8 protein-coding genes are annotated in these 16,328 nt (G+C 69.5%); 3 read left to right on the top strand and 5 right to left on the bottom strand.

From position 1 onward, the window contains the following. Nucleotides 1-31 precede the first annotated feature (31 nt). The gene (locus ACQ3HB_RS04370) at nucleotides 32-1,585 is read left to right on the top strand and encodes a DHA2 family efflux MFS transporter permease subunit (RefSeq protein WP_430918092.1); all 1,554 of its coding nucleotides are present in this window, start codon (nucleotides 32-34) and stop codon (nucleotides 1,583-1,585) included. Between the two features lie 158 nt (nucleotides 1,586-1,743). On the opposite strand, the gene ACQ3HB_RS04365 is transcribed toward ACQ3HB_RS04370, so the two are convergent. After that, complete coding sequence (locus ACQ3HB_RS04365) at nucleotides 1,744-2,607, bottom strand: alpha/beta fold hydrolase (RefSeq protein WP_430918091.1); 864 nt, start codon at nucleotides 2,605-2,607, stop codon at nucleotides 1,744-1,746. Nucleotides 2,608-2,700: 93 nt separating this feature from the next. Next, the gene (gene purD / locus ACQ3HB_RS04360) at nucleotides 2,701-3,969 is read right to left on the bottom strand and encodes a phosphoribosylamine--glycine ligase (RefSeq protein ID WP_430918090.1); all 1,269 of its coding nucleotides are present in this window, start codon (nucleotides 3,967-3,969) and stop codon (nucleotides 2,701-2,703) included. Nucleotides 3,970-3,988: 19 nt separating this feature from the next. Here purD and ACQ3HB_RS04355 point away from each other — a divergent pair, with 19 nt between their 5' ends. Continuing rightward, complete coding sequence (locus ACQ3HB_RS04355; RefSeq protein WP_430918088.1) at nucleotides 3,989-4,354, top strand: sterol carrier family protein; 366 nt, start codon at nucleotides 3,989-3,991, stop codon at nucleotides 4,352-4,354. A 216-nt stretch (nucleotides 4,355-4,570) separates the two neighbouring features. Here ACQ3HB_RS04355 and ACQ3HB_RS04350 read toward each other — a convergent pair whose 3' ends face one another. Continuing rightward, complete coding sequence (locus ACQ3HB_RS04350; RefSeq protein ID WP_430918086.1) at nucleotides 4,571-8,113, bottom strand: fibronectin type III domain-containing protein; 3,543 nt, start codon at nucleotides 8,111-8,113, stop codon at nucleotides 4,571-4,573. 8 nt (nucleotides 8,114-8,121) lie between these two features. Next, complete coding sequence (locus tag ACQ3HB_RS04345) at nucleotides 8,122-9,219, bottom strand: hypothetical protein (protein WP_430918084.1); 1,098 nt, start codon at nucleotides 9,217-9,219, stop codon at nucleotides 8,122-8,124. 227 nt (nucleotides 9,220-9,446) lie between these two features. On the opposite strand from ACQ3HB_RS04345, the gene ACQ3HB_RS04340 reads away from it, so the two are divergent. After that, nucleotides 9,447-15,617 (top strand): beta strand repeat-containing protein, encoded by a 6,171-nt coding sequence (locus tag ACQ3HB_RS04340; protein WP_430918082.1) that lies wholly within the window; start codon nucleotides 9,447-9,449, stop codon nucleotides 15,615-15,617. A gap of 208 nt (nucleotides 15,618-15,825) precedes the next feature. Here ACQ3HB_RS04340 and ACQ3HB_RS04335 read toward each other — a convergent pair whose 3' ends face one another. Then, the gene (locus tag ACQ3HB_RS04335) at nucleotides 15,826-16,281 is read right to left on the bottom strand and encodes an Lrp/AsnC family transcriptional regulator (protein ID WP_430918081.1); all 456 of its coding nucleotides are present in this window, start codon (nucleotides 16,279-16,281) and stop codon (nucleotides 15,826-15,828) included. Between the last annotated feature and the right edge of the window lie 47 nt (nucleotides 16,282-16,328).

Here is a 16,328-nt window from a genome sequence, read left to right as displayed (position 1 = left end):
AGTCACCGCCTCCGCTCAGAAAGCACGAAGCATGTCACAGACAACCACCAAGAACACCGCAGTGCGGCCATGGCCGGCACTGTGGTCCCTCGTCATCGGGTTCTTCATGATCCTGATCGACACGACCATCGTCTCCGTCGCGAACCCCTCGATCATGAAGGGGCTCGACACCGACATCAACAACGTCATCTGGGTGACGAGCGCCTACCTGCTCGCCTACGCGGTGCCGTTGCTCATCACCGGCCGCCTCGGCGACCGCTTCGGCCCGAAGAACCTCTACCTCATCGGCCTCGTCATCTTCACCCTCGCCTCGCTCTGGTGCGGTCTGTCCGGCACGATCGAGATGCTCATCGTCGCCCGCGTCGTCCAGGGCCTCGGCGCCGCGCTCATGACGCCGCAGACGATGGCGGTCATCACCCGCATCTTCCCGCCGGACCGCCGCGGTGCTGCCATGGGCCTCTGGGGCGCCACGGCCGGTGTCGCGACGCTCGTCGGACCGATCCTCGGCGGCGTGCTCGTCGACGGCCTCGGCTGGGAGTGGATCTTCTTCATCAACGTGCCCGTCGGCATCGTCGGCTTCATCATGGTGTGGCGAAACGTCCCGCACCTCGCGACGAGCCCCCACAAGTTCGACATCCTCGGCGTCGTGCTGAGCGCGATCGGCATGTTCCTCCTCGTCTTCGGCATCCAGGAGGGCCAGACCTACGACTGGGGCACCATTACGGGACCCATCACCGTCTGGGGACTCATCATCGCCGGCATCGTCGTCCTCGCGCTGTTCGTCGGATGGCAGGCGGTCACGAAGAGCGAGCCGCTCCTCCCGCTCGGCCTGTTCCGCGACCGCAACTTCTCGGTCGGCAACCTGGCGATCTCCACGATCGGCTTCACGATCACGAGCATGTCCCTCCCGCTCGTGTTCTTCTACCAGACCGTCCGCGGCCTGACCCCGACGCAGTCCGCCCTGATGCTCGTGCCGATGGCCGTCATCTCCGCCGGTCTCGCACCCGTCGTCGGCCGCGCCATCGACAAGGTCAACCCGAAGTGGTTCGCCCTCGCCGGTCTGCTGCTCCTGGCGCTGGCCCTCGGCTGGTACTCACTTCTGCTCACGCCGGAGCAGCCGATCTGGATGCTCCTGTTCCCGAGCGCGATCCTCGGTTTCGCGAACGGATTCATGTGGGGGCCGGTCTCGAACCTCACGACCCGCAACCTGCCGCAGCACCAGGCGGGTGCCGGATCGGGCGTCTTCAACACGACCCGTCAGATCGGCGCCGTCCTCGGCAGCGCTGGCATCGCAGCGCTCATCCAGGGCCGCCTGGCCGCGGAACTCCCCGCCGCTCCCGGTGGTGCGAGCTCGGGAGCCTCTGACTTCACCGGTGCGGAACTGCCCGAAGCACTCCACGCTGGCTTCACGACGGCGATGGCGCAGTCCCTGCTCCTCCCCGCGGCGCTCGCGGTCGTCGGTGCGATCGTGGTGCTGTTCTTCCAGAAGCCCAAGGCTGCGGCATGGTCCTCGCCCGAGACCCGCTCCGGTCAGCAGGCCACCGCGGCCGATGCGGCTGAAGCCGCCGTGCTGGCCGCCGAGTAGCCTTCCGCCTCGCCCCATCGCCTCAGCGCGATGACAGCCCGCGATCCGTCACTGACGGGTCGCGGGCTGTTCGCGTTGCGAGAGTGAGTGACACGTGCGGGACTTCGGAGGCCTGGTCAGACGACCGTCGTCAGACGATCTTGGTCTGGCTAGCCTCGTCAGACGAGGGGGAAGAACGGAGTGAGGGCCGCCGAGAACGACCGGGGCTGCTCGACCCACGGGTAGTGGCCGCACTCGTCGAGGACGACCGCCTGGCCGTACGGGAACTGCTTCGCCAGGGCGACGACCGGGGCGAGCCCAGTCAGGCCGTCCTCGGCACCCGCGACGACGAGCACCTGCGCCGTGACCGCCTTGAGCGCATCGCGGAGGTCGTACACGTCGTCCTCGCTGATGGTCCGGACGAACGCGTCCTGCGCAACGGGGTGCCAAGCACCGAGTTGTTCGTGGGAGCGCGCGGCATCGTTCCACTCCGCCCAAGCGATGGGTGCAAGCGCTGGGAAGAACGTGTTGCCGGTCGCGGAATCAGGCGCCGCCATGATGCCGGGCACCGCCTCGACGAACTCCGGATACCAGTCCTCGCCGCTGTGCTTCGCGATGATGTCGGCACTGTCGTCGTCCGTGTCGACCAGCCAGGTGGCGGGCGGGGTCACGAGGCAGAGCCGCTCGAGGTGCTGCGGGTAGCGCGAGGCGTAGACGATCGCGACCCGGGTGCCGGCTGAGTGCGCGAGGAGTTCGATGCGCTCGAGCTCCAGCCAGCGCCGGAGCGACTCGACGTCGTCCGCGAGCCCCGGCCACGATGCGGCGACCGCACCGGCCTCGGTGTTCGGGCCCGACTCGGACTCGCCCACACCGCGCTGGTGCAGGACCACGAGCCGACGCCTGGCGCTCAGCCCGCCGAGATCGCCCAGGTACTCGGGATGCCGTGCAGGCCCGCCCGCGAGCACCACGAGTGTGGGAAGGGAGTCGTCGCCGATGAGATCGACGTGGAGACGGGTTCCGTCGTGACTCGTGAAGCTCGGCATCGTTGCTCGCCCGTTCGATCGTTCGGTTGGTCGGTGAGGGGATCAGTCGTCTCGTGGGAACACTCCGCGAGCCGGTTCCGTCCGCGAGGCGGATCAGTCCGCGACGCGAGCCGCGATGTCGGTACGGTACTGGCCGCCTTCGAGGTGGATCAGTTCGATGGCCTCGTACGCTCGAGCGCGGGCCTCGGTGAAGGTGGTCCCGAGGGCGACGACGTTGAGGACGCGACCGCCGGTGGCGACGAGACCGCCGTCGACATCGGCCGTTGCGGCATGCACGAGGTGGACGCCCTCGACGGCGACTGCTCGGTCGAGGCCCGTGATGGGACGACCGGTGACGGGCTTCTCCGGGTAGTTCTCGCTTGCGAGCACGACGGTGACGGCTGCCGCTTCGGCGAAGGCCGGCTTGGGCTGCTGGGCGAGCGTGCCGGTGGCCGCACCGAGCAGCAGTGTGGAGAGCGGCGTGACGAGACGGGGGAGGACGACCTGCGTCTCCGGGTCGCCGAAGCGCGCGTTGAACTCGATGACGCGGATGCCGCGCTCCGTGATGATGAGGCCGGCGTAGAGGAGGCCGGAGAACGGGTTCTTCTCGGACGCCATCTGCTGCACGACGGGGATCGCGATGGTGTTCAGCACCTCGTCGACGAAGAGGTCCTCGCCGCCGAAGCGCTCGTCGAGCCAGGGGAGGGGCGAGTACGCGCCCATGCCGCCAGTGTTGGGGCCCGCATCGGCGTTGAGCAGCCGCTTGTAGTCCTGTGCCGGGGAGAGCGGGTAGACCGTCTCGCCGTCGGTCACGAAGAAGAGGGAGACCTCCGGGCCCTCGAGGAACTCCTCGACGAGGACGCCGCCGTAGCCCAGCCAGTAGGTGGCGTGCTCGATGGCCGCATCGCGATCGGGGGTCACGAGGACGCCCTTGCCGGCCGCGAGTCCGTCGGCCTTGACGACGTACGGAGCGCCGAACTCGTCGAGCGCGGCGATGGCGGCGTCGAGCGCTTCGGCGCGGACGGCACGGCCCGTGGGGACACCGGCCTCGTCCATGATGCGCTTGGCGTAGGACTTGGAGCCCTCGAGCGCAGCGGCGGAACGATTGGGCCCGAAGACCGGGATGTGGGCTGCGCGCAGCTTGTCGGCGACACCGGCGACGAGCGGGGCCTCAGGACCGATGACGACGAGATCGACCGCTTCGTCGCGAGCGAAGTCGCGGACGATGGACGGGTTCTCCTGATCGATGCCGACGACCGTGACGTCGCCGGCGATGCCGATGTTGCCCGGCGCCGCAATGATCTGGTGGCCGGCTTCTTCCGAGAGGAGGGCCTTGATGATGGCGTGCTCGCGGGCACCGGAACCGAGGACGAGGATCTTCACGCGTACTAGCCTAGGGCGCATGGCACGACCTCGGATCACGGATTCCACAGGCAAGGCTGCACTCGAGCAGGCGCTCGGCGATGCGGCTGCTCCACGGAACGACATCGCGACGGCGGTCCGCTATCTCCTGGAGCTGCTCGTCGAGCGGGCGCCGGGAAACACGGTCGAGGTCCGGGTGCCGCCGTTCGGCGCCGTGCAGTGCATCGAGGGCCCGCGGCACACGCGTGGCACGCCGCCGAACGTCGTCGAGATGGACGCGCAGACCTGGTTGTCCCTCGCGAGCGGACGCACGACGTGGGACGAGTCCGTCGCGACCGGCAAGGTTCACGCGTCGGGCCAGCGCGCGGACCTCTCCGACCTCGTGCCGCTGCTCCTGCCCCGCTGACGCCGGCCGGATGCGCTGACGCGTCTGCACGGGTGAAGGAGAACCGCGCGAGAGAAGGACCGTTCGCGTGGGAACGTCCTGCTGTCGCGCGGTTCTCCTGCTCTCGTGCCCTTCGACAGGCTCAGGGTCCGGGGTACGGCTCAGGGTCCGGGGTGCGGCTCAGGGTCCGGGGTGCGGCTCAGGGTCCGGGGTGCGGCTCAGGGTCCGGGGTGCGGCTCAGCGACGGCCCATGGGGATCAGGCCGGACGCGATGAGGCCACCTCCGGCGGCGGCCACGACCGTGACACCGCCGAGGAGCACGAGGAGCGCGAGGAACAGCGGCACGACTTGCGATGCCGGGACCACCTGCCCCTCCTGCACGACCGTGACGGTCTCGTAGATCGTGCCGCCCACACCTGCCGCGGCCGCAGCCGGAGGGGGCAGCGGCGCAGGGGCCTTCAGGGAGCGGGGCGGTTGCTTTGCGTTCGGGACGAGCGACGGCATGCTCCCATCACCGCTCTGCGCGGGAGGCACTGCCACGAACGTCGCGGCATCGAAACCGACCGTCAACGGAGCCGCGACCTTGCCCGGATCCTGGCGTCCCCCGCTCGTGAACCAGTAGGAGAACTGGCCGGTGAGCTGCTGGAAGTCGACGAAGCTCTGCGGGAAGGACCCCCAGTACGAGCCGTTCGTCCCGTCCCGCCCGACCTGCTCGCCCTGCGCGATCTTCACGCCGACGTAGTCGGGGGAGACGGTGAAGCCGTCGGAGCGCATCGTCACGCCGTGGAGGGTGCCGAGCACGATCTCGCGCGGAGGGATCGGGACCCATTTGCTGAGATCGTCCATGTCCGTGCCGTAGCCGCTCGCCGTCGCGGTGAGGGTGCCGACGCCGTTCTCGACGGTGAGCTTCGGGTCCGAGCCGTACCAGAACGTCAGGCCGCCGTAGAAGGCGACGGAGAAGTCGCCCTTCCACTGGATCGTCCCGCTGTTCGTGGAGGGGTCGACCGTTCCGGCGCCGCCGACGATGACGAGCTGTGCATCCGTGAAGGGGCTGTTGACGTTGGAGTCGACGGGCTTGCCGTTGCGGTCCGTGCAGCGGGTCTCGTAGCGTGCGAGCTCGTAGGCGCCGGACGCACCGGGCTTCTCGATGCTGACGGGCCCGGACTGCGCCGAGTAGCGGTCGGGGGTCAGGACCTCGCCGTGCCCGATGTCGGGGATGCGACCGGCCGTGAGGAAGTTGCAGCCTCCGAAGAACGCACCGTTGCCGGCCTCGTGGCTGAATCCCCAGCGGAGCACGGCGTTGTCGATCGTCGTCGGGCCGGACCGGTTCGCGGCGACCGTGAAGGGGACGGCGGCGATGCGATCGGCCGAAGCGCGATTCGCGGTATCGGCCCTCGAGCCTTTCGCGGCCTGCCCGTCCGGCACGAAGGAGAGGGCGTAGTCGCCGTCGTCGACCTCGCCGATGCGGACGGTGGTCGTGAGGACGCCGTCCTTCACCGAGAACTGTCCGAGGTAGGTGAGGGGTTCGTAGAGCCAGACCTCGCCGCTCGTCGCCGATCCCTTCCAGGGGAACGTCGCGGAGAGCATCGACGTCGGTTCGACGGTCCTCCCGATGCCGGCCTCCTCCGCCGTGACCATGCGGACGGAGCCGTCCGCCATCGCGGTTCGCAGTGCTGCGAGCGTGGTGATGGCGGGCGGGACTGAGCCGGGGACCGCTTTCGCGAGCGTGGTGACCGCGGCGCTCGACGTCGACGCTGGACCTGTGCCGGCAGCGTTCACGGCGGCCGCCGTGACCGTGTACGTCGTCGAGCGGTCGAGGCCGGTGAAGGTGTATGCCGTCTGCAGCATACGATCGGGATCGTCCGGGTTCGTGACCGCGGGCACCTGCGTCTTGCCGACGGCGGTCGAGCTCCCGGCCCGGTAGAGGGTGAGTTCGAACGCCGTGACGGGTGAGCCGTTGGCGCGGCCGTTCGCGATGCCGGCGCCCGCGACCGTGAGGCGGTCCGCGCCATCGCTCGTGAGGGTCGTCGGCCGGTCTGCACGTTGCGGAGCCGATGCGCCGGACGCCTGCACGGCCGCGCTCTTGAGCGAGGTGACCCGGTAGCGCTTCGCCTGCGCATCGATCCGTTCGTACGCCGTGATCTGCACCGTGTAGGCGCGGCCGCCGGGCTGGTCGGGCAGCGTCGCCGTCAGCGTCCCGCTCTGGCCGAAGCCAGTGCCGAGGTCGACGACGCCGACGATCGCCGACGAGCTGAGGCCCTCAGTGGTCGCGATCGTCGCCAGGTAGCCGGTCGATGCGGTCGCTCCGGTCGCTGTGGTCCATTCGGCGCCGAGGCGGCCGGGGCCGAGTTCCGTCAACTTGGGCTGGGCGACGCGGGTCGACGGCACGGCGGTCGCTTCGACGCGTACGGAGGCGCTGAGCGGCGAGGAGGTCTCCCCTGCGCCGTTGAGTGCCGTCACCCGTACGGAGAGCGAACTGCCGACGAGCCCCACGCGGCCGAAGGCGTGCGTCGTCGTGTCGGCCCCGACCTCGGTCGTGGCGACGAGGTTGCTGAGGTTGATGGTCGTGCCCGCGAAGAGCTCGAGCCGGTAGCCCGTGAGGGCGTAGCCGCCGTCCGATGCGGGGGCGGTCCAGGACGCATCGATGCCGAGCGGGTCCGTCGCCGACGCGGCGACGATGGGCTTCGACGGTGCACCGGGGGCGCCGCGCAGGGTGGAGACGGCTTCCGACGGGGCGGATGGCGCACTCGACGCATCGGTGCCCTGTGCCGTGATCGTGAAGGTGTAGGCCGTGTGCGCGGCGAGCCCCGTGACGTCGTAGGTCGTGCCGACGAGGAGCGGATCGAGGTTCGGGATCGTCTTGACGCGGTCTCCGCCCCGGTACACGTCGATGACGTAGAAACGGACGGGGGCGCCGGAGGAGACGGCGGGCCACGACACGGTGATGGCGCTGTCGCTGAGGGGAGTCGCGTTCGGTGCGTCGGGGACGCCGGGCGCCGCAGCCGCTGCGATCGCGGACCGCTGCGAGGCGAAGTCGTTCGACGGCGTCGGGTCGGCGGAGGGCGACGGGGTCGGCGACGCCTGTGCGGGGTTCGGGGTCGGCGTGCTCGACTCGCTGGAGGGCTCTGGCTCCGCGGGTCGTTCGGGTTCGGCGAGGGTGCTCGTCGCCGCAGTCGCGACGGAGTCGAGAGCGGAGGTGCCGACTGCCGGGGTGCCGACTGCGGGGGTGCCGACTGCGGCATCGGGCGAAGCGCTCGTCCCGAGGAACCGCGTGACGATTCGATAGGAGGTCGACGCCTGCAGGCCGCCGATGCTGACGGCCGTCTCTCCGGAGGCGAGTGGCCGCTCGAGGGTCGCGTCCACGATCGTGAACGGACTCGTGTCGGGCGCGTCCGGTGCACCGGGAGACGCCGCGGGCACTCCGGGCGTCGGGTCGAGCTCGGCGAGGGGAGACGGAGCGATCGCGTCCGCCGCGGCGTCGGGATCTCCCGGGAGGATCGCCTCGGCCGGGTACAACAGGAGGTGCGTGTCCGTGGCGACGCCGCCCTGCAGAGCGGCGAGTGCATCCGGTGCAGGGGACGGCCAGCTGAGCGTGAGCGCTTCGGGCGCCGCCGACTCGAGGACGGGCGCCGCGATCGACGGATTCGTCGTCACCGTGAGCGCGGACGGATCCGCGCCGTCGATCGTGGCGAATGCGGCTCCGGCTCCCGCGCCGGCTCCGGAGGCGATGACCGCCAGGCTGAGGGCGGCGCCGAGCGCGGTCGTCGTGCGGCGTCGCATCGCCCGCATCATCGGGACGCGTCGCCGGACGGCTGATCGATGGAGGGCGATTCGTCGGGAGGGCTTCCGGCGGTCGTCGTCCCGCTGCCCGCACCCGCTCCGGACCCTGTTGCGGCTCCCGCCCCCGCGGCCACGAGTTCAGCCTTTGCCGCACGCTTCCTGCCGGACACGACCGCCCACACGAGGAAGGCCACGGCCCCGATCGCGAGGGCCCCGACGCCGATGATGGCTCCGGTCAGGAGCGGCACGAGGTCGTCGGTCGCCGACGCCGCGGCCAGCTCGTTCGGCTTGGCGACGATCGTGCTCGAGACGATCGTCGGCTCCGGTGTGCTCACGGGAGCAGCCGCCGGCGCGGGCGGCGCGGCCACCTGGGCGTTCGTATCCCCGCTGTAGAGATCCGTGAAGGTGATGGGCGTGAAGCTCTCGTTGTTCGCGTTCTTCACACCGTGCGCGCCGATCGTGATGATGCCGCACTGGACCTGCCGGCAGTCGACCGTGGTCGCGTTGCCGCTGCGGTCGAAGGCCTGGAAGGTGGATCCCGGGATGCTGATGACGCCGGACCAGTTGCCCGCGGCATCGACCTCGCCGCCGTTGGCCGCGTAGCTCGTGTCGCCGCCGGGGAAGGTCACGAAGAGGGCGTATCCGGTCGGATTGGTCTCGTCATCGGGGACGTAGCGGTACTCGCCGCCCGTGGTGCCGCCGTTGCTCGGCTTCCAGGATTCGCCGGGCTCCGCCCAGCCGAAGAGGACGTAGATGCCGCCGTGCCCGTTGACGATGGACTGGAACCCGGATCCCGTGACCTGCACCTGGGTGAGGTAGTTGGGGTCTGCGACGTTCTGCAGGTCGGGGCGGTCCACGACGTGGGTCGTGACACTGCCGGCGGCGTGGGCCGGGGCGGGGACGGAGAGCGGCACGCCGGCTGCAGCCAGGGCGATGCCGGCGACGAGCGCCGCCGCGAACACGGGACGTCTGCCGAACCGCCGAAGACGTGAGCCGAGGCGGCCACCCGCTCCGGCATCCGGTCGGAGGTCGGAACGTGCGTGCGTTCGCGCGCCGACGAGCGGGGCGCCTGCAACGGCTGGATGGCTGGTGGTGCTCGCGGTCATGCCGATTCTCTCCTGCGGTGGGGGAGCTGCTGTGGGAGGGCTGGCGAGAGCGGCCTCGCGCGGTGGGAGCGGCAGTTCCGTCAGCCGGTTCTTAGCCTAGCCTTAATTAGGTATGGATTACCTTACTTAGTTAAGGCTAGGCTAACTTCGCTTGGATCGTCGCACTCGCGACGCCGCTCCCCGAGCGGTTCCCGGCTTCCCCTTCGTCACAGTAAACGGAGTTCGCCTTGCCCGTCCCACGCAGCGCCCCAGGCGCACACAGCAGTCCACCGAGCGGCCCGCCGAGCGCGGCGCCCAGGCGTCGCCCCTTCCGGGCCGCGACGACCCTCCTGACCTCGATCGCCGTCGTCGCCCTCGGGCTCACGGCCGCCGCCCCGGCCAGCGCGGCACCCGCTGCAGCCCCTGCGGGCAGCCACTCCGTGACGGACGCCGTGTTCCGTTGGGGCGTCAACAACGAGACCAACAACTCCGCGTTCAACGGCGGATTCAACCTCCTGAGCGCAGGCAACATCAACAAGGTCGACGCCGCCGACCTCATCACCGAGGCCGAATGGAACGCCGCGAACAACGGCGCCGGCAACGTGCACATCGAGAAGCAGACCGCCACCGGCGGCACCGCGCCCGCGACCTGGGCGGGGCTCCGGACCGACGCCAACGGCGCGAGCACCTCACCCCCCACGAACAACCGCTACAGCGGACACCAGGTCGTCATCGACGGCGGCACCGGCACGGTCGACACGTCCGCCGGCACCGCCGAGATCCAGTGGAACGGCACCTTCACGGTCGCCTACTACACCGGCCTCACCCAGTTCTACGTCGTCGACCCCAAGCTCACCGTCGAACCCGACGGCACCGGGACGGTCACCGCGACCCTCGGCGGCTGGGGCACCGACATGACCGACACGACCAAGTTCGTCGTCCTCCCCGAACAGCCGGACACGGTCATCGCGAGCCTCTCCGGCGTCGAACTGACCGACACCGGGATCACGGTCACGCCCGACTACCTCGGCGTGCAGATCACCCCGCCAGCCGACCAGCCCGACCAGGTGCTCGGCAACGCGACCTCCGGCTCGTTCCCGCAGTCGTTCGTCAACTTCCAGGCGCTCACCGGCCAGGCCCCGTACTGGTACTCGAGCGGAGGATCGACCGACAAGGCGAAGCCGATGCTCCCGCTCAGCGTGAGCTACTCGGCGGCGCCCACGGAACCGGAGAAGGTGCCGGCGTCGATCACGACCCAGCCCGCGGCCGCATCCGTCGCGGACGGCGCCACGGCGTCGTTCGCCGTCACCGCGGCCGGTGACGCACCGCTCAGCTACCAGTGGCAGCGGAGCGGCAACGGCACCGACTGGGCGAACATCGACGGCGCGAACGCCGCCACGTACGCGTTCACAGCAACGGCGGCCGACAACGGCGCATCGTTCCGAGTGATCGTCGACAACGCCGCGGCGAAGCCCGTCACCTCCGACCCCGCGGCCCTCACGGTCGCCGCCAAGCCGACCATCGAGGTCACCGGCGCCCAGCTCGAATGGGCTTACACCGCCTACGCGCAGTACGGCGTCTTCGGCCCCTGGTCGCAGAAGGCAAACGGGAAGAACGTCAGCCTCACCACCACGAACGGCAAGACCGTCACCGGCAATGACGTCGACAAGGACACCGACTTCACCCTCGTCCGCTTCGACGGCGGAACGGGAACCCTCGACGAGGCGACCGGCGCCGGCACGATCACGTGGGCCGACACCGGCGACTGGGTCATCAACGCCTACAGCGGCCAGTTCGGCGCACCCGACGAGACCCTCCGCAAGCCGATCCTCACGATCAACCCCGACGGCACCGGCTCACTGAGCTTCGAGGCCTACATCCCGGCAGCGGTCGACATGTCCGGCAACCCGACGCCCGCAGTGGGCCCCACCCGCATCACGACCGTCACCCTCTCCAAGGTCACGGTGAAGGACGGCGTCATCTCCGTCGTCCCCGACTACGCCGGCCGCACCTACTCCGTCGACGGCGTCGTCAAGAACACTCTCTGCGACGGCATCGGCGGCGCCTGGCCGACCGACTGGATCAACTTCGTCCCGTCATCCGTCCGCACGCACTACTACACGACGAGCTGCACCGGCCTGAACCTCAAGAAGCCGACGCTGCCCTTCACCGTGTCGATCCAGCAGACCCCCGCAGAGATCAGCACGCAGCCGAAGGACGTCACGGCCGATGAGGGCAAGGCCGCGACGTTCACCGTCAACGCCTCCGGCAACCCGATCAGCTACCAGTGGCAGCGCAGCAGCGACGGCACCGACTGGGCGGACGTCCAGGGCGCGACCGACCGCACGCTCAGCGTGACGACGGCAGCAGCCGACACCGACGCGAAGTTCCGCGTCGTCGTCGCAGGCACCGTCACGAGCGACACGGTCACACTGACCGTCGTCCCGAAGCCCGTCGTCCTGAACCCCGTCGAGCATGCGACCTTCGAGTGGGGCATCAACGCCGTCTCGCAGGGCGCATCCGCCAACGGGGCGTGCAGCTACTTCGTCGCAGGCATCGCCGACGGCACCGACGCGAGCTACAAGACGAAGGACGGCGACGTCGTCCTCATCAAGCGCGCAGCGAACGGCGCAGCCATCGAGGTCACCAAGGAGAACCGGTGCACCCCGATCGAGAACGGTGACGCTCGTCAGCGCGTCCTCTTCACGAACGGCACCGGCACGACCAACCCGGAGACCGGCGAAACGGTCATCCAGTGGAAGGGCTCCTTCACGGTCTACTCCTACGGCGGCCTGGTGCCGTGGTCGGTCACGGACCCGAAGCTCACCATCGACGCAGCCGGCAACGGCGTGATGAAGGCGGAACTGTCCGGCTTCGCGGCATCGATGGCGGACCCGAACGTCAAGGTCCCGCTCCCGCCGGAGAAGGACATGACGATCCTCAACCTCAAGAACGTCTCGATCTCGGGCGACACGATCACATCCACGCCGGTCTACGCCGGCGTCGACTACCACCGCCTCATCGACGCGAACGACCCGAACTCGGGACGCGAAGCGGCATCGGCCATCCCCGACGAAGCCAAGGCGGCGAACCCGAACTGGGGCTCCTGGCCGACCGACATGGTCGACTTCCAGTACCGCAGCGGCCTGTCCAGCTACTGGCACACGAGCGGCCTGAGCGCCGACCCGCAGAAGCCGCCCATGGGCGTTGGACTCAGCCTCGACGGCGGCGTCCCGCCGTACACGACGCTCGAACCGATCACCGTCACGAAGCAGCCGAAGGGCGTCAGCCTCGTGACCGGCAAGGACACGTCGTTCTCCGTCGAGGCCACGAGCAAGCAGGATCTGCACTACCAGTGGATGCAGACGCCTGACGGGTACACCTGGACGAACATCCCGGGTGCGACCTCGGCGACCTACTCGGTCACGAACGCACCGGCGACGACCGACGCCACCTACGTGAAGGTGCGCATCACGAACGACGGCCTGTCCGTCGACTCCGACTCCGCGCGATTCCGGGTCAATGCCCAGACGCTGCTCGTCGAGGAGTACCCCGTCGGCGACGAGACGGTCTTCGCCGGCTCCGACCTGTACCTGAGCGCGTACTTCAGCGGGTTCCCGGACCCGTCGTACACGCCGCAGCTCAGCTCCGACGGTGGGAAGACCTGGACGGACCTCGCGCCGGCCCAGGACTACTCGAACTACCAGATCCCGAACATCCCAGAGTCGTACGACGGTTCGCTCTACCGCCTGCTCGTCACCAACGGGTACGACACGGTCGAGAGCAAGCCGGCATCACTCCACGTGTTGCCGAAACCGAGCTCACCGACCCTCGCGGTTGCACCGGAGAGTCTCCCGGGGTCGGGTGCCATCGATCCCGCGGTGGAGACGAACGTGTACATCCGCGGTGGCGGCTTCCCCGACCCGACGGCAGACGTCACGGTCGCGGTCGTCCCCACGGCGAGCTGGAACGCACGCGGCGCCACCTACACGGCTCCCGACGCGGTCTGGAAGAACGACATCCAGTCGCAGTGGAACTTCACGAAGGGATACTTCACCTTCGTGCCGACGATCGAGCCGGGCCTGCTGGACCCGAACGTCGCCTACTCGGCTGTCGTCTTCAACAAGAACACGACAGACCGCAGCTACGACGCAGGCATCGTCCTCCCGATCATCGGTCAGGGCGCACCGACCATCACCGCGCAGCCGACCAACGTGACCGCACCGGTCACGCCGGCGACCGGTGACGCCACCGCGAGCTTCACGGTCGCAGCGACGGGCACTCCGTCGCCGCAGATCAGCTGGCAGAAGCGCTTCGGCACGGCTGAGTGGACGACGATCGACGGCGCCGAAGCTGCGACGCTCAACGTCGCGTACACGGCCTCCGACAACGGCACCTCCTACCGCGCGGTCGTGACGAACGGCCTCGGCTCGTCCGTCACCTCGGATGCCGCGAAGCTGACCGTCGGCACTGCCCCGGCGATCACCTCGCAGCCGATCGCGGCCAGCGTCCTCCCCAAGCAGACGGCAACGTACTCGGTGGGTGTCGCGGGAGATGACGCAGCCGTGCAGTGGCAGCGCCTCGACGCCGGTTCCTCCACCTGGAAGGACCTCGCAGGCGAGACGAAGACCACGCTGAACGTCACGGCGGCGAAGACCGATGACGGCGCAGCGTTCCGCGCGGTCGTCACCGGTTCGATCCCCACCGAGATCAACGGTTCCGTGTTCAGCGTCACGAGTGCGGCAGCCGGCCTCACCGTGCAGACCACGGCCATCGCCATCACGAAGCAGCCCGCCAGCTGGGTCGCTCCCGTGACCCCCGTGACGGGCCCCGCGACGGTCTCCTTCGGCATCGAAGCGACCGCGCAGCCCGCCCTGAAGTCGATCCAGTGGCAGCGTCTCATCGGTTCGACGTGGACCGACGTCGTCGGCGCGACGGAGTCCGTCTACGCCTTCGCCTACACCGAAACGGACAGCGGCTCGCAGTTCCGGGCGGTCGTCACCAACACGGCCGACGAGAGCGCGACGAGCCACGTCGCGACCCTCACGGTCGGAACGCCCGCCGTCATCACGGCGCAGCCGGCATCGGTCACCGCCGTCGACGGAACCAAGGTCGACTTCACGGTCGCCTTCGCCGGGACCGGCACGACCGTTCGCTGGCAGTCGCTCGCGGCTGGCGCGTCCACCTGGACCGATGTCGCAGGCGCCACGGGAACGACGCTCCAGGTTCCTGCAGTGCTCGCGGTCTCTGGTACGGCGTACCGCGCCGTCGTCACGGGAACCATCCCGACGGAGATCACCGACGCATCGCTCGCCGGCATCTCGAGCCTGCTCGCCTCGGAGCAGGCCGTCCTGACCGTCACCGTCCCGGCGACGATCACGACCCAGCCCGGGTCGATCACGGCGCCCGTCGCGCCGGTGGCCGGTTCCCCGGTCGCACGGTTCACGGTCGGTGTCGCCGGCAGCCCGGTCCCCACGGTCACGTGGGAGCGCCAGATCGCCGGTGGCGAGTGGACCTCGATCGACGGGGCCTCCGGCGCTGTGCTCGACGTCGCCTACACGGCGGCTGACAACGGCAACCAGTACCGTGCGGTCGTCACCAACGGCGTCGGTGAGACGATCCGATCGAACGCTGCGACCCTCACGGTCGGCGAGCAGGCAGCCATCGCGGGTCAGCCGACAGCGGTAACGGTCGCGAGCGGCGCTGACGCGACGTTCACGGTGGAGGTCTCCGGATCGCCGGCACCTGCCGTTCAGTGGCAGAAGCAGGCGCTCGGCAGCACCTCGTGGACCGATGTGCAGGGCGCGACCGGTACGACGCTCACCGTCGCATCGGCCGATGTCCGGGGCGGCGAGTCCTACCGCGCGGTCGTCAGCAACCCCATCCCCACCACGGTGGGTGGCACGGGCGGCAGCTCGGTCACGAGTTCCGCTGCGGCGATCACGCTGACCGCTCCGGCATCGGCTCCCAAGCCGCTGACGGATGAGCAGCTGAACGCGGCAACGCCGAACACGACCGTCACGATCGACGGCATCACGGGATCGACCGTGGTCGTGAACGTCGGTGCCAAGCATGCCGGACAGTTCGTCGGTGCGACGGTCTACTCGACGCCGCAGTGGCTCGGCTGGAACCTCGTCGATGCATCCGGCACGGTCACGCTCACGCTGCCGGAGGGCCTGCCTGCCGGCGACCACCGCATCGCGATCGTGGACGCGTCCGGTGCGCTCATCGGTGTCGCCACGTTCACGGTGACGGTCACCGTCAACCCCGACGGGACCACGACGAGCACGGCGAAGCTCGCCTCGACCGGTGCGGACCCCGTCCTCCCGATCCTGGGGGCTGCACTGTTCCTCATCGCCGGTGCCTGGTTGGCGGTCTCCGCTCGCCGTCGCCGCGAGCAGGGAGTGCTCATCGGTTGATGAGACCCGTGGTCAGTGGTCGCTGCGCGCACCGCGGCGGCCACGGGCCACGCAACACAGGAGGCCGTCCCGTCCGGGGCGGCCTCCTGTCGTCCGCCCGCATCCCCCGTCCTGGCCTCTGATCCGCCGAGGTGAGGCTTCCGGTCGTCCGTGGCGCTCCTGAGCAACCGGAAGCCTCACCTCGGCGGGTGGGGACCTGGCGGTGTGCTCAGGGGAGGGGGACGCCGTGGGTGGTCGCGAGGCGCTTCATCACGAGCGTGGATGTGAGGCGTTGGACTCCCGGGAGGCCGCCGAGGGCGCCGTCGTAGAGCTCCTGGTAGGCGGCGAGATCGCGCGTGAGCACACGGAGCACGTAATCGGTCTCGCCGAAGAGTCGTTCGGCCTGCACGATGTTGGGCAATGCGGTGGCCGCGGCTTCGAACGCCGCGACCGTCTCGGGGTCCGTGCGTCCGATCGTGACGAACACGATCGCCTCGAACGTGAGCCCGACGGCCTCTGGCGAGACGACAGCGCGGTAGTGCTCGATGACTCCCGACTGCTCCAGTTCGCGAACACGGCGATGGCACGCCGACAGACTGAGGCCAACGCGCGAGGCCAGTTCGGTCACGCTGATCCGGCCATCCTCTTGCAGGGATGCAAGGATCTCTCGGTCAAGTGCGTCCATGTCAATAATTCTTGCGCACATCAGGCGAAACCGAAGCGTACATCGAA

This window comes from Plantibacter lichenum (assembly GCF_050587525.1).
GTDB lineage: Bacteria > Actinomycetota > Actinomycetes > Actinomycetales > Microbacteriaceae > Plantibacter.
This window is presented reverse-complemented; position numbering and strand designations above follow the sequence as displayed.

Bases quoted from the DNA above. Each gene is read 5' to 3' on its own strand.
- ACQ3HB_RS04350 (WP_430918086.1), bottom strand. From the start codon at position 8,113: ATGCGACGCCGCACGACGACCGCGCTCGGCGCCGCCCTCAGCCTGGCG.
- ACQ3HB_RS04365 (WP_430918091.1), bottom strand. From the start codon at position 2,607: ATGCCGAGCTTCACGAGTCACGACGGAACCCGTCTCCACGTCGATCTC.
- ACQ3HB_RS04335 (WP_430918081.1), bottom strand. From the start codon at position 16,281: ATGGACGCACTTGACCGAGAGATCCTTGCATCCCTGCAAGAGGATGGC.
- ACQ3HB_RS04370 (WP_430918092.1), top strand. From the start codon at position 32: ATGTCACAGACAACCACCAAGAACACCGCAGTGCGGCCATGGCCGGCA.
- ACQ3HB_RS04345 (WP_430918084.1), bottom strand. From the start codon at position 9,219: ATGACCGCGAGCACCACCAGCCATCCAGCCGTTGCAGGCGCCCCGCTC.
- ACQ3HB_RS04355 (WP_430918088.1), top strand. From the start codon at position 3,989: ATGGCACGACCTCGGATCACGGATTCCACAGGCAAGGCTGCACTCGAG.